At 63.0% G+C, this 18,565-nt stretch carries 17 protein-coding genes and 2 pseudogenes; 8 read left to right on the top strand and 11 right to left on the bottom strand.

Translation table 11 applies throughout. The features are described 5' to 3' along the window. The first annotated feature begins 138 nt into the window (after positions 1-138). The 3 genes and pseudogenes from ACNFCJ_RS06035 (at position 139) to ACNFCJ_RS06025 (ending at position 1,663) form a co-directional block, all read left to right on the top strand. A complete protein-coding gene (locus tag ACNFCJ_RS06035; RefSeq protein ID WP_416770376.1) occupies positions 139-855 on the top strand; it encodes a UTRA domain-containing protein in 717 nt (238 codons plus the stop codon). A gap of 165 nt (positions 856-1,020) precedes the next feature. Beyond that, a pseudogene (locus ACNFCJ_RS06030) lies at positions 1,021-1,238 on the top strand (YciI family protein); the annotation flags it as partial. A 116-nt stretch (positions 1,239-1,354) separates the two neighbouring features. Continuing rightward, positions 1,355-1,663, top strand: a complete 309-nt coding sequence (locus ACNFCJ_RS06025) for a YybH family protein (protein WP_416770375.1) — start codon at positions 1,355-1,357, stop codon at positions 1,661-1,663. Between the two features lie 88 nt (positions 1,664-1,751). On the opposite strand, the gene ACNFCJ_RS06020 is transcribed toward ACNFCJ_RS06025, so the two are convergent. Continuing rightward, a complete protein-coding gene (locus ACNFCJ_RS06020) occupies positions 1,752-2,288 on the bottom strand; it encodes a tetratricopeptide repeat protein (protein ID WP_416770373.1) in 537 nt (178 codons plus the stop codon). Between the two features lie 154 nt (positions 2,289-2,442). On the opposite strand from ACNFCJ_RS06020, the gene ACNFCJ_RS06015 reads away from it, so the two are divergent. After that, positions 2,443-3,570, top strand: a complete 1,128-nt coding sequence (locus ACNFCJ_RS06015; protein WP_416770372.1) for a M14-type cytosolic carboxypeptidase — start codon at positions 2,443-2,445, stop codon at positions 3,568-3,570. Between the two features lie 296 nt (positions 3,571-3,866). Here the strand turns inward: ACNFCJ_RS06015 and ACNFCJ_RS06010 are convergent, their stop codons facing one another. Continuing rightward, a complete protein-coding gene (locus ACNFCJ_RS06010) occupies positions 3,867-5,138 on the bottom strand; it encodes an OprD family porin (protein WP_106733038.1) in 1,272 nt (423 codons plus the stop codon). Between the two features lie 473 nt (positions 5,139-5,611). Between ACNFCJ_RS06010 and ACNFCJ_RS06005 the strand changes: the two genes are divergently transcribed. Beyond that, positions 5,612-5,965: a 5-carboxymethyl-2-hydroxymuconate Delta-isomerase gene (locus tag ACNFCJ_RS06005; RefSeq protein WP_125833911.1), complete on the top strand. Its 354-nt coding sequence runs from the start codon at positions 5,612-5,614 to the stop codon at positions 5,963-5,965. Here the strand turns inward: ACNFCJ_RS06005 and soxR are convergent. Then, complete coding sequence (soxR, locus tag ACNFCJ_RS06000) at positions 5,962-6,420, bottom strand: redox-sensitive transcriptional activator SoxR (RefSeq protein ID WP_416770369.1); 459 nt, start codon at positions 6,418-6,420, stop codon at positions 5,962-5,964. The two genes, ACNFCJ_RS06005 and soxR, sit on opposite strands and share 4 nt — an antisense overlap. On the opposite strand from soxR, the gene ACNFCJ_RS05995 reads away from it, so the two are divergent. Further along, a complete protein-coding gene (locus tag ACNFCJ_RS05995) occupies positions 6,409-6,891 on the top strand; it encodes an NADPH-dependent FMN reductase (RefSeq protein ID WP_416770367.1) in 483 nt (160 codons plus the stop codon). The genes soxR and ACNFCJ_RS05995 overlap by 12 nt on opposite strands. A 168-nt stretch (positions 6,892-7,059) precedes the next feature. Here ACNFCJ_RS05995 and gcvT read toward each other — a convergent pair whose 3' ends face one another. The 4 genes from gcvT to gcvH all read right to left on the bottom strand — a co-directional run bounded on the left by gcvT (position 7,060) and on the right by gcvH (position 12,882). After that, a complete protein-coding gene (gene gcvT / locus ACNFCJ_RS05990; RefSeq protein ID WP_416770365.1) occupies positions 7,060-8,184 on the bottom strand; it encodes a glycine cleavage system aminomethyltransferase GcvT in 1,125 nt (374 codons plus the stop codon). 69 nt (positions 8,185-8,253) lie between these two features. Beyond that, entirely contained in the window at positions 8,254-9,507 is a 1,254-nt protein-coding gene (gene glyA, locus ACNFCJ_RS05985; protein WP_416770363.1) for a serine hydroxymethyltransferase, read from the bottom strand. A gap of 129 nt (positions 9,508-9,636) precedes the next feature. After that, the gene (gene gcvP, locus ACNFCJ_RS05980; protein ID WP_416770362.1) at positions 9,637-12,489 is read right to left on the bottom strand and encodes an aminomethyl-transferring glycine dehydrogenase; all 2,853 of its coding nucleotides are present in this window, start codon (positions 12,487-12,489) and stop codon (positions 9,637-9,639) included. Between the two features lie 9 nt (positions 12,490-12,498). Continuing rightward, positions 12,499-12,882, bottom strand: a complete 384-nt coding sequence (gcvH, locus tag ACNFCJ_RS05975; RefSeq protein WP_416770360.1) for a glycine cleavage system protein GcvH — start codon at positions 12,880-12,882, stop codon at positions 12,499-12,501. Between the two features lie 331 nt (positions 12,883-13,213). Here gcvH and sodC point away from each other — a divergent pair, with 331 nt between their 5' ends. Beyond that, entirely contained in the window at positions 13,214-13,765 is a 552-nt protein-coding gene (sodC, locus tag ACNFCJ_RS05970; protein WP_416770358.1) for a superoxide dismutase [Cu-Zn] SodC, read from the top strand. Positions 13,766-13,949: 184 nt separating this feature from the next. Here sodC and ACNFCJ_RS05965 read toward each other — a convergent pair whose 3' ends face one another. Next, entirely contained in the window at positions 13,950-15,470 is a 1,521-nt protein-coding gene (locus ACNFCJ_RS05965) for a sigma-54-dependent transcriptional regulator (protein ID WP_104727324.1), read from the bottom strand. Positions 15,471-15,543: 73 nt separating this feature from the next. Here ACNFCJ_RS05965 and ACNFCJ_RS05960 point away from each other — a divergent pair, with 73 nt between their 5' ends. Continuing rightward, positions 15,544-15,741: a hypothetical protein gene (locus ACNFCJ_RS05960; protein WP_416770356.1), complete on the top strand. Its 198-nt coding sequence runs from the start codon at positions 15,544-15,546 to the stop codon at positions 15,739-15,741. Positions 15,742-15,918: 177 nt separating this feature from the next. Here the strand turns inward: ACNFCJ_RS05960 and ACNFCJ_RS05955 are convergent, their stop codons facing one another. From ACNFCJ_RS05955 to ACNFCJ_RS05945, 3 genes and pseudogenes are all read right to left on the bottom strand, one after another. Then, on the bottom strand, positions 15,919-16,617 hold the full coding sequence (locus ACNFCJ_RS05955; RefSeq protein WP_416770355.1) for an endonuclease: 699 nt from the start codon (positions 16,615-16,617) through the stop codon (positions 15,919-15,921). Between the two features lie 166 nt (positions 16,618-16,783). After that, positions 16,784-17,917: a mechanosensitive ion channel family protein gene (locus ACNFCJ_RS05950; RefSeq protein WP_416770353.1), complete on the bottom strand. Its 1,134-nt coding sequence runs from the start codon at positions 17,915-17,917 to the stop codon at positions 16,784-16,786. A gap of 528 nt (positions 17,918-18,445) precedes the next feature. Then, positions 18,446-18,565, bottom strand: a pseudogene (locus ACNFCJ_RS05945) (AAA family ATPase); the annotation flags it as partial.

Raw genomic sequence — 18,565 nt, 5'->3', positions numbered from 1 at the left:
GGCAGGCAGTGGCATGCGGCGTGCTTGCTGCATGGCTGTCATCTATCAGTCATCTAGACTGCCTAGGCTTGTAACCCATCTGAGCGAGCGGTTTTTGCCCTGTGATGGGGCTGGACTAGTCCAAAAGGGGAAGTTTTGATGCGCGAAGAAGCGCCACGGGCCGTCACCATCATCTGCCGCGCGTTGCAGGAGCAGATCGACCGCGGCTTGTTGCCCTCTGGCAGCAAGTTGCCGGCCGAGCGTAAGCTCAGCGAGTTGTTCGATACCACGCGCATTACCCTGCGCGAGGCGCTCGGCCAGTTGGAGGCGCAGGGGCTGGTCTATCGCGAGGAGCGTCGTGGCTGGTTCGTTTCACCTACGCGGGTGGCCTACAACCCCCTGGTGCGCACCCACTTTCATGCCATGGTCGCCGAGCAGGGGCGAGTGCCGGCTACCGACGTCCTGAGTGCGCGCTTGATGCCGGCCCCCGCGCAGATCTGCCAGGTGCTGGAGTTGCCGGCGTTGTCGAGCGTCTATCAGGTGTGCCGCGCACGGCGTATCGATGGGCGTCTGGTGCTGTATGTCGAGCACTATCTGAATCCGGCCTACTTCCCCGGCATTCTCGAGTTCGACCTGACGCGTTCGCTGACCGACCTCTATGCCTGCGAGTACGGCATTCACTATGGCCGCGTGCGTTTCGACATGGTGCCCACCGCGCTACATGCCGAGGCTGCTGCCAGCCTCAAGGTGGCGCCGGGCAGTCCGGCGCTGCGCATCACCCGGGTCAACCGCGACCAGCACGGGCGCATCATCGACTGCGACCTGGAGTTCTGGCGCCACGACGCCATTCACGTCAGCGTCGAAGTCCCAGAATAGGGTGGGGCTGGCTTCGACTCACCCCTGCGCAGGGTGCAGTTCGGAGTCCGATGCGCGGCGACCCCGACCGTTCGTCGGCCTCGACGATGTTTTTCCGGCCAATGTCGAAATACCTTCGTCGCATTCGACTATCCAGTACCCACCGCACAGGAACTGGAGCGCGCCATTAAATACCTCTGCCTTGTTTACGCCAACGAACAGGAGCTGCACAGCTCCCCCGAAAGCCCCCCCATGACAGTGAGTGCCACGCCTACGCCCAGCGTGTGCGGGAGAGCGGGCGCATGCTTGCAGCCGAGGCGTTGCAGTCGGTGCAGAGCGCCACCACGGTGCGCATGCGTGGCGGCAAGCTGGCCATTGAGTCACCCAATCCACGCACGAAGGAAAATCGATATGAGCCAGCATGAACTGCAAGATGCACTGAGCAGTTGGACCGACGCCTGCCGCAGCAAAGCTGTGGCACGCATCATGGGTCACTACGTGGAAGGCGTGGTCGCCTACGATGCTGTGGGGCCGCTGCGCTTCCAGGGGCGCCCGGCATACCAGGCGCATTGGCAGGCCTGCATGGAAATGTGCAGCGGCGAAGGGCGTTTCGAACCGCACGAGCCGACGTTCGTTCACCGCCGAGGGCGATCTTGGCGTCACTCATTACCTGCTGCGCTGCGGCGGCACCAATGACAAGGGCGAACTGGAAACCTGCTGGATGCGCGTGACTCAGTGCCTGCGCCGCCGAGGCAGTCGCTGGCTGATCTTTCACGAGCACTTCTCCGCGCCTTGCGATATGGAAAGCGGCAATGCGCTGTTCGACTAGCAGCCCTGATAACCCGTTCAAAGCCTGCTGCGCGTTGGCCATGCTGTGTTGTAACAGGGCTCGCGCGCGAGTTGGCTCTGCGGCAGCGTTACTGACGACCCAGCGCCGTGCAGGAGAGCTCGTAGTTCTGCTGGCAGGCACTCTGGTACAGGCGCTGGGCCTGGTCGGGGTCACGCGCTACGCCGCCTTCGCCGCGTCGGTAAAGGTTACCCAGAACATGCTGCGCCATCGGGTTGCCCGCAGCGGCTGACTGGTTGAGGTACTTGAGCATGTCGCGCTGGTTGGCAAACTCCGGTGCGTCACGCCCGGTATAGAGGCAGGCAAGACTGACCGCAGCCATGGAGTGACCCTTGTCTGCGGCCTGCTTCCACCAGTACTCGGCTTGCTTGATGTTCTTTTCCGGCTGGCCGACGAAGTAGCTGCTGCCGAGCTGGAACTGGCTTTCCAGATCACCGCGTTGGGCTTGCTGGCGCAGTTGGTCTTGTTCGGTCTGGGTGATGGGCTGGTCGACCTGCGGCTGTTCTTCCGGCGCGCTGGAATCGGGTTCACGCCCGGCGCAGCCCGCCAGTAGAGCGAGAGCGAGCAGGGCGGTGGTGGCGTGACGCAGGTTTATCGGGCTGGGCATGGCAGAAACTCCGTAGGCGAGAAACAGGGCAAGTCGCTATTAGGCTGACCCTTGCCACCATAGTTCGCTGTCGTTGATCAGTCTGTCGCGGTGCGACTTCACACTCGCGCCATGAACTGCAATCCTGAGCGCTGATTTCGCTTACGAGGCAGTCATGAAAATCAGTGCGGATTTCGACAGTGGCAACATCCAGGTCATCGACGCCAGTGACCCGCAGCGCGTCTTGCTGGCCATGCGCCCGGACCTCAACAGCCACCATTTCCAGTGGTTTCACTTTCAGGTCGAGGGCCTCCAGCTGGGGCAACGCCACGGCTTCAGCCTGACCAATGCCGGGCAGTCGGCCTACAACCGCGCCTGGGACGGTTACCAGGCCGTGGCCAGTTACGACCAGCAGGACTGGTTTCGCGTGCCGACCCGTTACCAGGACGGTCAGCTGCACTTCGAGTTGCAGGCCGAGCATGAACGTGTCTGGTTCGCTTATTTCGAGCCCTACCCGCGAGCGCGGCATGAACGTTTGATTGTTAACGCGCTGGAGCGCGGCGCTGAACTGGTGGCCAGCGGCAGAAGCCTGGAAGGCCGTGATATCCAGTTGCTACGTATCGCTGGCCAGACGGGCGCGCCGCGCAAACTATGGATCATCGCCCAACAACATCCGGGCGAGCACATGGCCGAATGGTTCATGGAAGGACTGATCAAGCGCCTGCAGAACCCGCAGGATGCCGAGGTTGTCGCCTTGCTGCGCGAGGCCGAGTTCTATCTGGTGCCGAACATGAACCCGGACGGCGCCTATCGCGGTCACCTGCGCACCAACTATGCCGGGCAGGACCTCAATCGTGCCTGGCAGTCCGCCAGCTCCGAGCGCAGTCCCGAGGTGCTGTTCGTGCTGCAGCATATGCAACGTATTGGCGTCGACCTGTTCCTCGACATTCATGGCGACGAGGAAATTCCTCATGTGTTCACCGCCGGTTGCGAAGGCAATCCGGGCTACACGCCACGGTTGGCAGCGTTGGAAGAAGACTTCCGCAGTCGTCTGGTTGCTATCGGCGCCGAGTTTCAGACCCGCTTCGGTTATCCGCGAGATGAGCCGGGCCAGGCCAACCTGACCCTGGCCTGCAATGCGGTGGGCGAGGCCTTCGATTGTCTGTCGTTCACCATCGAGATGCCGTTCAAGGACCATGACGATAGTCCGCAGCCACGCACCGGCTGGAACGGCGCGCGCTCGCAGAAGCTGGGGCGAGATGTGCTCACGGTGTTGGCGCAGATGGCTGCGACCCTGAGGTAGGGTGCGCTGTGCGCATCGGCCTGCCAGGCGAAAAAGTGGTACACGCCTGTAGGGCGTACTCGCGCAGCAGTACGCCTCGGAGCGCAGGCGTGGAGGTTGTCGTGCTTGATAGCCGCTGTGCGCACCGCTTCTTCACGCAACAATCCGGTGCGCACGGCGCACCCTACAGCCGTTCAGCGGCGTAGGTCCCAGCCCGAGAGGGGCCTGGGAGACAGGCAAAAAAAGCCCGTCACGAGGACGGGCGTAAAGTGCCGTTAACACACAGGAGTCAATAGGACGCAGTGAAGCGTCCGGTATTACAGAATCGACAGCGGATAGTTGATGATCAGACGGTTCTCGTGGAAGTCCTGGCCGGTGCCATCACGACGCAGGTTGGAGTTACGCCAGCGCACGCTCAGGTTCTTCAGCGTGCCTTCTTGGATGGTGTAGGCCAGCTCGGATTCGCGTGCCCACTCTTCTACATCGGTACGACCGTTGGTGTGGATGTTGGAGCCGCTGGTGTAGCGGTTCATCAGGGTCAGGCCCGGAACGCCGAGGCCAGCGAAGTTGTAATCATGGCGCAGCTGCCAGGAGCGCTCGTTGGGGGCGTCAAAAGCGTTGGTGAAACCGTCGTTGACCAGGGTGCCACCGCTGGCGCCATCGACGCGCATGAACTTGGTGTCGCCGCCCATTTTCTGGTAAGTCACGGTGAAGGTGTTGTTGCCTTTCTTGGCGCTGAGCGCGCCCTGATAGACCTTGTTGTCCAAGTCGCCGGCCTTAGCGGCGCCTTCATCTTTACCCGTCACGTAGCCGAGGTTGGCGCCCAGTACCCAGTCACCCACAGGTTGGCTGTGAGTCAATTGCAGGTAGCTTTGCTTGTAGATGTCTTCCAAGCGAGCATGCCAGAGGCCGACCATGGTGTTGTTGGCGTTGAAGCGGAACTCACCGCCGGCGAAGTTGAAGTCGCCGCCTTCGACACCGCTGTAGGACATGTCTTCACGACTGGCATCGTGACGCTGGCTGTTTTTCCAGAACTGGCCGCCGTACAGGGTCAGGCCATCGATCTCGCTGGAGGTGATCTGCGCGCCCTGGAAGGTTTGCGGCAGAGAACGGCCGTCGTCAGCACGCAGGACCGGCAGCACTGCAAACCACTCACCGACCTTCAGTTCAGTCTTGGAGAATTTGGCCTTCGCGGCAACGGCAGTGCGCCCGAATTCGTCCGGCACGTTGCGGTTAGTCGCTGGGCCGTGTTCCGGCAGCAAGCCACTGTTGCTGCTGTTGGCATTGCCATCGAGTTTCATGCTGTACATGCCGAGTACGTCGAGACCGAAGCCGACAGTGCCTTCGGTATAGCCGGAGCGAGCATCTAAGATGAAGCTTTGGGTCCAACCCGAGGCCTGACCTTGGCGCTCACCGTTGATCCGCGGATCCGTGTTATTCAGGTAGTTACGGTTGAAGTAGTAGTTGCGCAGGCCGAGGGTGACTTTGGCGTCGTCGACGAAGCCGGCGGCGTGCGTGGCGGTCGGCATAACCAGGGCCAGAGCCGTGCTGCCGAGCAGGGCCAATGGAATGATGTTGCGTGCGGTCATTGTTGTTGTGCTCCCAGTTTTTGAACGAACCATCCCCTGCCGGTCTGCATCAGGACCTGCATGATGGGAATGTTGTGTTTGCCCCGTAGAGGGCGATAGCCCGGCCGAACGCGGCCGGTCATTGCTGGTGGCTGAAGTCAGCCGCCGGCGAATCCGGTGCTGTGGCGTGTGGCAACGATGGGGGGCGAGCAGGCGAGGGGCTGCTGTACTGAGAGAGAGGCGAGGACAGTCATATTATGGCCCTGATTATTGTTGTTATCGTTGTCATATGTCGTCATACAACTTTCTGGATTATCGACAGCCTTTTTATCGCTTGTCAACGTATGGCTAGACGAAAGTCTGAGTAGTCTTTCCCGGTGTAGCTGCGCTATCGGTTATGCCGAGGGCGTTCAGCGCAGAGCGGGTAAACCATCTGGTATCGAATTTGTTGTGTGATAACGTATGACAAGTTCACTTACATCAAGGGTTTATCCATGCCGCATTGCCTGATCGAAGCCGCCCGCGAGGTGAGTGAGCTGATCGCGCCGCAGGAGCTGGTGCAACTGGTGCATGACCAGGCGGCTGCCACGGGGTTGTTCCAACCCGGCGAGGTCAAGGTGCGTCTGAGTTTGTACGAGCACCACTGCGTCGGCGGCGAGCAGGGAATGTTCGTGCACCTGATCTTCTACGTGCTGGCCGGGCGCAGCGATGACGACAAGCGGGCGCTGTCGCGGCGCGTCGTGCGCGCACTGGTCGAGCGTCTGCCGCAGGTACCGGCGATCTCCCTGGATGTGCGCGACATCCGCCGCGAGGTGTTCAGCAACAGGCGCAACTGCCTGGACGATTAATCCGTTTCGAGCAAACGCGCGCCAGCACCCTGTGCGCCGAGTTCGTCGCTGGGGTTGCGCAGTGGGCAGTCCTGCATCGACAGGCAACCGCAACCGATACAGCCGGTGAGCTGGTCGCGCAGTCGCGTCATTTGCTCGATACGCGCGTCCAGATCGCGCTGCCATTGTGCCGACAGTTGCTGCCAGTCCGCTGCCGTGGGCATGTGATCGCAAGGCAGTGTGCTCAGCGCCAAACCAATATCGGCCAAGGGAATGCGCAGGCGCTGCGCCACCTTGATGAGCGCGACGCGGCGCAGCACATCACGCCGATAACGCCGCTGATTGCCAGCATTGCGCTGGCTGTGGATCAGCCCCTTGGTCTCGTAGAAATGCAGCGTGGAAACCGCTACGCCACTGCGCTCGGCAACCTGGCCGACAGTCAGCGGGCGTTCGTGGAAGGAGCGGTGCGCGTCCATCTCGAGCTGAGCCTGGTCGACCCGGCCGTGATGTTTCGCCAGCCCGGCGAGGCGCAGGAGCTCGCCGCGCAACGCCATCAGTCGCTGCAGCAGTTGCTGCGCGCCGATGCCTTTCTGATTGTCACCCCGGAGTACAACCACGGCTATCCGGCGGCGCTCAAACAGTTCATCGACGAGGTGCCGGCATCCTGGGAAGCGCGGCCGGTGGGGTTCGTCAGTTATGGCGGGGTGTCCGGCGGGCTGCGCGCGGTGGAGCAACTGCGTCAGGTGCTGGCGGAGTTGCATGCGATGACCGTGCGTAGCTCGGTGTGCTTCACCAATGCCTGGGAGCAGTTCGATGAGCAGGGCCAGTTGAGCGAACCACGGCCCGCCAACTCGGCGTTGGCGCATACGCTGGTGCAGTTGAACTGGTGGGCACAGACGCTGCGTGCCGGGCGCGAGCGGGTGCCTTACGAGCGGATCAGGGGGTAGAAACGACGCAGCCCGGAGGCAATCGGGGAGCTTTTCAGGGCATCCGCGGACTGCATTCGGGCTACGAGATTGGCGGCGCGTAGGGCGGGTGCAACCCGCCAGATCCATACGGCGGGTTTCACCCGCCCTACGCCATTGCCCTTTCCCTCGAACGGGAAAGTGAGCAAATCAGCCGCGGTAGTAGCGCTGTGGCACGAACGGGGTCTTGGCGACCTTCATGGCAATGCGCTTGCCACGAACCACGGCCCAGACGTCGCTGTCGATGGCGGTGTGGCTGGCATTGACGTAGCCCATCGCGACCGGTGCGCCGAGAGTCGGACCGAAGCCGCCGCTGCTTACCTGGCCGATCACGGTGCCGTCGGCATCGACGATTTCCGTACCTTCACGCACCGGCACGCGCTCCTGCGGCAGCAGGCCGACACGTTTGCGCGCTACACCTTTCTGCTGTTGCTCGAATACGCGCTCGGCGCCCGGGAAGTTGCCGGCACGCTCGCCGTCAGCGCGGCGCACCTTGGAGATCGCCCACAGCAGGCTGGCTTCGATCGGCGTGGTGGCGCTACTCATGTCATGGCCGTACAGGCACAGGCCGGCTTCCAGGCGCAGCGAGTCACGCGCGCCCAGGCCGATGGCCTCGACTTCCACTTCGGCCAGCAGGCTGCGCGCCAGGGCTTCGGCCTGATCGACGGCGACGGAAATCTCGAAGCCGTCTTCACCTGTGTAGCCGCTGCGACTGACGATGCACTCGCTGCCCAGCAGACGCACGCGGGCAACCTGCATGAAGGTCATCTTGCTCACTTCCGGTGCCAGGCGGGCCAGAACTTCAGCCGCCTTCGGGCCTTGCAGGGCGAGCAGGGCGCGCTCCTCGAACAGGCTCTCGATCTGGCACTGCTCGCCAATGTGTTTCTGCAGGTGGGCCAGGTCCTGATCCTTGCAGGCGGCGTTGACCACCAGGTACAGGGTGTCGTCACCCAGGTTGGCGACCATCAGGTCGTCGAGGATGCCGCCCTGGGCGTCGGTGAACATGGCGTAGCGCTGTGTACCCAGCGGCAGATCGATGATATCCACCGGCACCAGGGTTTCCAGAGCACGTGCAGCGTTCTCACCACGCAGCAGGACCTGGCCCATGTGCGAGACGTCGAACAGACCGGCGGCCTCACGGGTGTGCAGGTGTTCCTTCATCACGCCCAGCGGGTACTGCACGGGCATGTCATAGCCGGCGAAGGGCACCATGCGCGCGCCGAGTTCGAGGTGCAGGGCGTGCAGCGGAGTCTTGGCGAGAGTTTCAGTGGTCATGTCGATTTCCTGTTGGGTGCGCCGCGCGCACCGGTTGGGGCCGCGGTGCGGCCCGTTGTACGTTGTGTGTCAGTCAGCGTAGACCGGGAAGGTGGTGCACAGGTCGGCGACCTGGCCGCGCACGCGCTCGATCACGGCCGGGTTTTCCAGGTCGTCGAGGATGTCGCAGATCCAGCCGGCCAAGGTGCGGCATTCGCCTTCCTTGAAGCCGCGGGTGGTCACCGCCGGGGTACCGATGCGGATGCCGGAGGTGACGAACGGTGACTGGGGGTCGTTCGGCACGGCGTTCTTGTTCACGGTGATGTGAGCGTCGCCCAGCGCCGCGTCGGCCGCTTTGCCGGTCAGGCCCTGCTTGACCAGGCTGATCAGCATCAGGTGGTTGTCGGTACCGCCGGAAACCACGTCATAGCCGCGCTCGACGAACACCGCCGCCATGGCGCGGGCGTTGTCGATCACTTGCTGCTGGTAGGTCTTGAAGCCCGGCTCCAGTGCTTCCTTGAAGCACACCGCCTTGGCCGCGATCACGTGCATCAGCGGGCCGCCCTGGGCACCGGGGAACACGGCGGAGTTGAGCTTCTTCTCGATCTCCTCGTTCTTGCGCGCCAGGATCAGGCCGCCACGCGGGCCGCGCAGGGTCTTGTGCGTGGTGGTGGTAACCACATCGGCGAACGGCACCGGGCTCGGGTACAGACCGGCCGCGACCAGGCCCGCAACGTGAGCCATGTCGACGAACAGCAGTGCGCCGACCTTGTCGGCGATGGCGCGGAAACGCGGGAAATCCAGCACGCGCGAGTAGGCCGAGAAGCCGGCGACGATCATCTTCGGCTTGTGCTCGACGGCCAGGCGCTCGACCTCGTCATAATCGATCAGACCGTTCTCGTCGATGCCGTACTGCACGGCGTTGTACAGCTTGCCCGAGGACGACACCTTGGCACCGTGGGTCAGGTGGCCGCCGTGGGCCAGGCTCATGCCGAGGATGGTGTCGCCCGCGTTCAGCAGTGCGAGGTACACGGCGCTGTTGGCCGAAGAGCCGGAGTGCGGCTGGACGTTGGCGTAGTCGGCGCCGAACAGCTGCTTGGCGCGCTCGATGGCCAGTGCCTCGACCTTGTCCACATGCTCGCAACCACCGTAGTAGCGCTTGCCCGGATAGCCTTCGGCGTACTTGTTGGTCAGGCCGCTGCCTTGCGCCTGCATGACGCGCTGGCTGCAGTAGTTCTCCGAGGCGATCAGCTCGATATGGTCTTCCTGGCGCTGTTCTTCGGCCTGGATCGCCGCGAGTAGGGCGTCGTCATAGCCCTGCAGTTGGTCGTGCTTGCTGAACATGGTGAGGCCCTCTTTATCGTTTTTCTCGGGATGAACAGGCTCGCCCCGGTAAGGGGAGCCGAAAATAGGGGAGGCTAGCTACTGAACCGTCCCCTCTCTCGCAAGTGGGAGAGGGGACGTTCACCGTGCTTACGCGTCCTGATACGCCTCGATGGACGGGCAGGCGCAGACCAGGTTGCGGTCGCCGTAGACGTTGTCCACGCGGCCAACCGGCGGCCAGTACTTGGCCTCGATCAGCGTCGCCAGCGGGTACACGGCCTGCTCGCGGCTGTAGGCGTGGTTCCACTCGCCAACCAGCTCCAGGGCGGTGTGCGGGGCGTTCTTCAGCGGGTTGTCGTCTTTATCCAGACGGCCTTGCTCGACCGCGCGGATTTCCTCACGGATGGCAATCATGGCATCGCAGAAGCGATCCAGCTCTTCCTTGGACTCGCTCTCGGTCGGCTCGATCATCAGGGTGCCGGCCACCGGGAAGGACATGGTCGGGGCGTGGAAGCCGAAGTCGATCAGGCGCTTGGCCACGTCGTCGACGCTGATGCCGCTGCTGTCCTTGAGCGGGCGGATGTCGAGGATGCACTCGTGCGCCACCAGGCCGCCTTCGCCGGAGTACAGCACCGGGTAGTGCTCTTCCAGGCGACGGGCGATGTAGTTGGCGTTGAGGATGGCCATCTGCGACGCACGCTTGAGGCCATTGCCGCCCATCATGGTGATGTACATCCAGGTGATCGGCAGGATGCTGGCGCTGCCGAACGGCGCGGCGCTGACGGCACCTTCCTTGCGTGCCATGTGCGCATGGCCCGGCAGGAACGGCGCCAGGTGCGACTTGACGCCAATCGGGCCGACGCCCGGGCCGCCGCCGCCGTGCGGGATGCAGAAGGTCTTGTGCAGGTTCAGGTGCGAGACGTCACCGCCGAACTGGCCTGGGGCGCAGAGGCCGACCATGGCGTTCATGTTGGCGCCGTCGATGTAAACCTGGCCGCCGTTGTCGTGGATGATCTGGCAGATCTCGCGGATACCTTCCTCGAACACACCGTGGGTGGACGGGTAGGTGATCATGATCGCAGCCAGACGATCCTTGTGCTCTTCGGCCTTGGCCTTGAGATCAGCGATGTCGACGTTGCCGCGTGCGTCACAGGCGGTCACCACCACGCGCATACCGGCCATGGAGGCGGTCGCCGGGTTGGTGCCGTGGGCCGATTGCGGGATCAGGCAGATGTCGCGCTGATCGTCGCCACGGCTCAGGTGATAGGCACGGATGGCCAGCAGGCCGGCGTACTCGCCCTGGGAACCGGCGTTAGGCTGCAGCGACACGGCGTCGTAGCCCGTGGCGGCGCAGAGCATGGCTTCCAGCTCAGTGGTCAGCTGGGTGTAACCCGCGGCCTGCTCGACCGGAGCGAATGGGTGCAGATTGCCGAACTCCGGCCAGGTCACCGGGATCATCTCGCTGGCGGCGTTGAGCTTCATGGTGCAGGAGCCCAGCGGGATCATGCTGCGATCCAGCGCCAGATCCTTGTCGGCCAGCTTGCGCAGGTAGCGCATCAGCTCGGTTTCGCTGTGGTAGCGGTTGAACACTTCGTGCTGCAGGATCGCCGACTGGCGCAGCAGGCCTTGCGGCAGGCGGCTGGCGATCTGTGCGGCCAGTTCGCTGACGGCAGGGGCGACCTGATCAGCGGCGAATAGCGCCAGCAGCGCCTCGACGGCGGCCTGGTCGGTGGTTTCGTCCAGCGACAGACCCAGACGCTCGGCGTCGATCTCACGCAGGTTGATGCCGGCAGCACGGGCCTTGGCATGCAGCTCGGCGGTCTTGGCGCCGGTCTTGATGCTCAGAGTGTCGAAGAAGTGCTGCTGCTCGACGCTGTGGCCCAGCTTGGTCAGGCCCAGGGCGAGGATGGCGGTGAAGCTGTGTACGCGCTGAGCGATCTCGGTCAGGCCTTTCGGGCCGTGATACACGGCGTACATGCTGGCGATGTTGGCCAGCAGCACCTGGGCGGTACAGATGTTACTGGTGGCCTTCTCGCGGCGGATGTGCTGCTCGCGGGTCTGCATGGCCAGGCGCAGGGCCGGCTTGCCGAAACGGTCGACCGACATGCCGACCAGGCGGCCCGGCATGTCGCGCTTGAACGCGTCGCGGGTGGCGAAGTAGGCAGCGTGCGGGCCACCGAAGCCCAGCGGTACACCGAAGCGCTGGGCGCTGCCCAGGGCGACGTCGGCGCCGAACTCGCCCGGCGGGGTGAGCAGGGTCAGAGCCAGCAGGTCGGCAGCTACGGCGACCAAGGCGTTGGCGGCATGGAAACGCTCGACCAGGGCGCGGTAGTCGAAGATGTCGCCGTTGCTTGCCGGGTACTGCAGCAGCGCGCCGAAGTAGGCGCTGGCGTCAGTGATGGCGGCTTCGTCACCGACTTCGATGTCGATGCCCAGCGGCTCGGCACGGGTGCGCAGCACGTCGAGGGTCTGCGGGTGGCAGTGCAGGGAAACGAAGAAGGTGTTGGCAGCCTTGTTCTTCGACAGACGCTTGCAGAAGGTCATGGCTTCGGCAGCAGCAGTGGCTTCATCCAGCAGCGATGCGTTGGCGATCTGCATGCCGGTGAGGTCGCTGACCAGGGTCTGGAAGTTCAGCAGCGCTTCCAGGCGGCCCTGGGAAATCTCCGGCTGGTACGGGGTGTAGGCGGTGTACCAGGCCGGGTTTTCCAGCAGGTTGCGCAGGATCGGGCTCGGCGTGTGAGTGCCGTAGTAACCCTGGCCGATGTAGTTCTTGAACTGCTGGTTCTTGGCGGCGATGGCCTTGATCTTGGCCAGGGCGTCGGCTTCCGACAGGCCCGGCTGTTCGCCGAGGATGCTGGTGCCCTTGATGGACTCGGGGATCACCGCATTGGTCAGCGCGTCCACCGAGTCATAGCCGAGCAGTTGCAGCATGGCTGCGGTGTCGGCATCGCGCGGGCCGATGTGGCGGGCGATGAATTCGTTCTGGGTATCGAGCTTGGTCATGGCGGTCACTCAGGCGTCGGCGTTGGCGTTCAACAGACGATCATAGCCGGCCTTGTCCAGCAGATCGGCCAGCACGGCGTTGTCGGCCAGGCGCATGCGGAAGAACCAGGCCTTGTCCAGCGGCGATTCGTTGACCAGCTCCGGGCTGCCTTCCAGGTCAGCGTTGACCTCGACGATCTCGCCGTCCAGCGGCATGGCGATGTTGCTGGCGGCCTTCACCGACTCCAGCACGGCCACTTCCTCGCCCTGGGCGTAGGACTTGGGTTCCGGCAGTTGCACATACACCACGTCGCCGAGCGCGTCCTGGGCGTAATGGGTGATGCCGACGGTAACCAGACCATCGTTGTCCAGACGCAGCCATTCGTGATCGGCGGTGAAACGCAACTCGCTCATGTCAAATCCTCAGAGGTAAAGGTGTCCGCTTCTAGGTGGCGGGCAGGTGGAAAGGTGATTGCAATGTGAGTGCCAATGATAAAAATGTTAATAAAATCAATGACTTAAATATATTCTGGATATTCTCTAGTAGTAACCCGGAACGTTATCGTTACGAAACCGTGCGTCGTAAATGGAAAATTCGAAGTCACACCAGGCGCGGAGCGGCTTTCGCTCGATTGTTGCTTAATCGTTACGGTGTAATGATATCGATACGTCATCTGGCTGGAACCGCTCAAGGGCATTGGGGTCGGTAACTGGGAGGCTTTATAAACAAGGAGATAGACCGACCATGAGACCCCTGATCCCCCTGGCATTCGCACTGCTCGGCGCCACCAGCCTGCAGGCCAGCGAGACCGTTACGGTGACGCTCGAGCAGGCCACTGAAAAAGGTACTGGTGCATCTGTCGGCACCCTGACCATTAGTCAGTCACCCTACGGGCTGGTGTTTACCCCTGATCTGCAGGGACTGGAGCCGGGTACGCATGGTTTTCACGTACACGCCGAGGCCAACTGCAATGCAGCCGAAGTGGACGGCAAGCTGACACCGGCCGGCGCAGCAGGTGGCCACTGGGACCCGCAGAACGCCGGTCGCCATGGCTTCCCCTGGGAAGACAACGCCCACCTTGGCGATCTACCGGCGTTGCTCGTCACCGAGGATGGCAGCGCCAGCCAGCCGGTGCTGGCACCGCGATTAAAGCGTCTGGAAGACCTGCATAATCGTTCGCTGATGATTCACGCTGGCGGCGACAACCACGCCGATCATCCGCAGCCGCTGGGCGGTGGTGGGGCGCGTGTAGCCTGCGGGGTGATCAAGGTACCGACCAGCACCACGCCGATCTGATTCAACGCCGAGAACCGGGTGGGTTAGCGGCGCTGATCGATGAGCGAGCTGACAGCGCGGTGGTGGTGCGCCGCGTAACCCACCGGGCGATCTTCCGCGTTGCGCCGATGGTGGGTTACGGCGCGTCGGAATCTGCGGTGTTATCAAGGCTCAAAACAGGCACCTAACCCACGGAGCGAGTGCGTCAGTGCTTGCCCGGTATCCCGTACTTGCGCAGGCGTTTGGCGATGGCGGTGTGCGAGGTGCCCAGGCGTGCGGCCAGTTGGCGGCTGGAAGGGTGGCTGTCGTAGAGCTTTTCCAGCAGCGCCTTCTCGTATTCGTCCATGGCCTGTTCCAGGCTGGCGACTTCCCCTTCCACCCTTGGCGCCACTTCGGTGCCGGCGATATCCAGGTCGTCCATCTCCACCCAGTTGCTGTCGCAGATGGCAGCCGCGCGGAAGATCACGTTCTGCAACTGACGCACGTTGCCCGGCCAGCGCCCAGCTAGCAGTGCCGGGAAGGTAGCCGGCGCCAGGCGGCAGGGCAGGCGCTGGATCTGCGCGCAGGCCTGGGCCATGAAGTGCTGGGCAAGCAACAGGATGTCCTGGCCGCGCTCGCGCAGCGGCGGCACTTCCAGGTTGAGGACGTTGAGGCGGTAGAACAGGTCTTCACGAAAGCTGCCTTCGGCGACCATCTTTTCCAGGTCGCGGTGAGTGGCGCTGAGGATGCGCACGTCCACCTTCACTTCGCGGTCGCCACCGACGCGGCGGAAGCTGCCATCGCTGAGAAAGCGCAGCAGCTTGGCCTGCAGATAGGGCGACATCTCCCCAATTTCGTCGAGAAACACCGTGCCCTGGTTGGCCAGCTCCAGCAGCCCTGGCTTGCCGCCACGTTGGGCGCCGGTGAAGGCACCGGGGGCGTAGCCGAACAGCTCGCTCTCGGCCAGGTTCTCTGGCAGGGCGGCGCAGTTCAACGCGAGGAAAGGTGCAGTACGACGCACGCTGACGGTGTGACAGGCGCGCGCCACCAGCTCCTTGCCGGTGCCGGTTTCGCCGTGGATCAGCAGCGGCGCATCGAGCGACGCCACACGCAGGGCGCGGGCCTTGAGCGCACGGATTGGTGCTGACTCGCCAAGCAGCGAATCGAAGCCCTCGGCATGGTCGTGATGCAGTGCAGCCAAACGCTGACCCATGCGGCTCGGGGCATACAGGGTGAGCAGGCCGCCGGTCAGGCGACCGTCTTCGGTGATCGGTTGGGCATCGAGCAGCAGCGGCTGACCGGCGAAGTGCACCTCGCGCAGCGGCTGATGAAAACCGGCGGCAAGCAGCGATTGCTGCAACGCGTCATCGGCGAACAGCGCGGCGATGCTCAGGCCTTCGGGCGGGCGGTTGCACATGTCCACCAGCGCCGGGTTGGCCAGCAGCACGGTGGCGCGGTCATCTACCGCCAGCACCGGGTCGGGCATGGCCGCCAGCAGGGCATCGAGCTGCAGGCGGCGGCGCTGGCCGGGCAGAATGTCCACCACCTCAACGCTCTGCACGCCGTGCACCTGCAGCAGCGCGCCGCGCAGCTCCTCGAGCACGGCGGCGCTCAAGGTCGGTGCGTCGATATAAACGTTTGGCGGTACCATCTCCACCGCATCGAGGTTCAGATTACGCCCGCCAAGCAGCGCCAGGACTTCCTGGGTGATGCCGACGCGGTCGATGAAACTGACGTGGATGCGCATTGATGATGGTCGAAATGGGCGAACAGGCGGCGATTATGCCTGCTCTGCTCGATATGAGGAAAAGGGCTGCACCGTGAGCACAGAAAAACCGAGCCGCGCCGACTACCACCGCGAGCGCCAGGCTCGCGCCGAAGCCGAGGCCCAGCGCCTGTTGGCGCGCAAGGCCGAGCTGCAAGGACGCTGGCTGCCCTGGGTGGCGCAGGAGCTGTACCAGCTCAGCCCGCCGGAGTTTGCCAACATGGTGCGTCGCGAGTTGCAGCGGTTGGCATAGAGCGCCGCGACGCAAACCCGTAGGAGCGGCTTCAGCCGCGATGCGGTTGTGCATCTGGGCCAAGTTACGCCGCCGTTGGGGCTTAATTGGGGGATTGTAGTGCCGAACTCGGCATGGCCCGGCGGACTGTTCGCTTAGGCTCCTGAGTCCGCCCTACGTGGCTGGCGTCCGGTTTGCCTACGCCCGCTTGCGCGCGCAGCGGCTCATATCCACCTTGCCCACATAGGGGTTGCCCCAACCCATCACGCAAGCCACCTGCTGGTTCCGCTGCTGCTCCCAGACCTTGGGCGGGTAGGCCTTGCTCCAGGCTTCGTAGAGTTGCCGGTCCTGTTTCGACAGGCGCAGCTTGTAGCGGTCGGACATGTAGAAATAGGTGCGCGCGATCATCCCGCGGATGGCCGGGCGCGGCATCACCTTGTGCGCCTTGAAGTCCACCACCGTCTCGCAACGTCCGTACTGATGCGGTTTCTGCGGCAGCCAGGCGAAGCTGTAGTTGCTGCGGTCACCATTCACTTCGCCGATGCTCGGCACCAGGTTGTGCAGGTCGGCCTCTGCCTTGCGGAACTGCGCATCGTTGGCCGCGCAGTTCTTGCGCCCGCCTTTCTGCCAGCACTGACGCTGATGGCCGATCACCCAGGCCGGGACGATATGTTCCCACTCGATGCGCTGGGCGCGATTGGCATTCTTGCGTGGCGTGTAGCCACAGGAGCGCAGATCGACCCGATTGCCGCTGTACTTGCAGCCGCAATAGAACTCGGTGGATTGCTGCTCATACAGCGGCCAGGCCAGGCGCTTGGCCTCGGCGAAAGTGGCGGGTGCGGCGTGTAGGGAAAGGGCTGTGAAACAGCAGAGCAGGAGCAGTAGACGTCGAATCATGGGGCGGCAGAGTAGCCGTCACCGCTGTCGATGTGAAGATGAAAATGTCAGGTTTTTCAAATGCTTGGGTGATGGCAAGAAGCCTTGATGGCGGGCGGGATGGCGCACTGGTTGCTGCTCGGCTCGTCAACCTGCAAGCAGCTCTCGCGCCCTCCCGCCATTGCCGTCAGCTGAACCTTGGCAGGCGTTGATCCGAATCGTTGCCCTCGCTCTGGGCCGGCTGCGGCAGGCCGTCGACCTTGAGTACCGGCATCCTCTCGCCCACCAGGCGCAGATCGCGGCGGGGCAGGGCGAAGCGCACGTCCAGCTCGCGCAGGGCATCGAGCAGTTGCAGGTTGATCTCCTGCTGGATGTCCATGTACTGGTTGTAGTCCGAGGTCAGCACGATATACACCACCTCGAAGGTCAGCTGGCTTTCATCGAAGCCGAGAAAATGCGCGCGGTCGAAGCGGGCCTTGGGCGTGGCGCGGATGATATCGCCGACCTTTTCCGACACCTGGCGCACCTTGGCGCTGGGCGTGTCGTAGTTGATGCCGAACTTGAAGACGATGCGGCGGGTATTCATGCGCTTGTAGTTGTGCACGATCTGCCGCAGCAGATCGGCGTTGGCGCACACCACCTGCTCACCGCTGAGGCTGCGAATACGCGTGGTCTTCAGACCGATATGCTCGATGGACCCGGCGACTTCGCCGAACACCACGAAATCACCGATCTCGAACGGCTTGTCGACGCCGATGGACAGCGAGGCGAACACATCGCTGAGCACCGTCTGCACCGCCAGCGCCACGGCGATACCGCCCACACCCAGGCTGGCCACCAGCGCGGTGATATCCACACCGAGGTTGGCCAGGATCGACAGCAGCATCACCGACCACACCACGATCAACACCATGATGCTGATGATGGTGGTCATCACCGGGTTGTAGCTGCCGCCGCTCTTGCCCATCACCAGGCTGCGCGACCACAGACGCACGCCGGTATCGACCCACAACGCTATCTGCAGGGCCAGGGCGACGAACCAGGTATGGCTCAGCGCGCTTTGCCAGGCGAGCGGCAAGTCCGCCAGACGCAACGCCAACAGCAGGGAAAACGCCAACAACAACACGCGGCTGGTGCGGCCGATGACCATGGCGATGAAGTGTGACCAACTGCTCTCCTGTTCCGCCGACCCAGCCTTAAGGCGCTTGTGCAGGGTATTCACCAGGGTGCGCAGCACGCTGTAGATCAGCGCCGTGGCGACCAGGACAATCGCCACGTTGAGCCAGACATCGCGTTCAAGCCAGATATTCCACTGTTCCATCGCCAGGGGCCTCCAGAAAAAAGACATATAGGGTTCTGGTGGCGTTGGGGGGCAGAAGTTCCGGGGAAATGGTTGAGCGGTTTGGGTTCGTTCATTGTTGGGGGAATCGAACCCGTTTTTGCTGGTGCCCATTGCTGCCCATCGTTGCCCAAAGCCAGCAAAACCGGGGCTTTCGCCTCATGCGTACTGCCCATTGCGGCACTTTGTCGCCCGTTGATTTCGACACTTTTTCGACTATCGTCTATTGACCAATGATGTCACGTTGATGTTATCTGCACTCTGCGGCGTTGGAGTAGTCGTCGCATTCTAAACAGTTACTAAGGAGTGGTTATGGTGTTGGCGCTGATGGAAAATTGACCCACCCTGCCGATTGAAATTTGACCCAGGGCGGATTGCTGATTTTGTTACCAGCAACTGTGGATAAGTCTACCAGCGCAGCTGCTTTTGAACCCACTCCCTCGCTGTCCCAGTTCAGCTGTTGAAGACCTGCCACATGCAGCCATGCAGCAGGCCGTCGTCACCATGAAATCAGAACGACTCATCGTCCTCCGGTTCCTGGCCGCCCTTACGCTTTCGCTCCCGTGATTTGATCTTGGCCTGGGCCGCCAAGCTACTGTGTTGCAGGCGATAGGACTCGTTACCGGTTTC

The organism is Pseudomonas sp. NY15364, from assembly GCF_048068235.1.
Taxonomy (GTDB): domain Bacteria; phylum Pseudomonadota; class Gammaproteobacteria; order Pseudomonadales; family Pseudomonadaceae; genus Aquipseudomonas; species Aquipseudomonas mendocina_D.
This window is presented reverse-complemented; position numbering and strand designations above follow the sequence as displayed.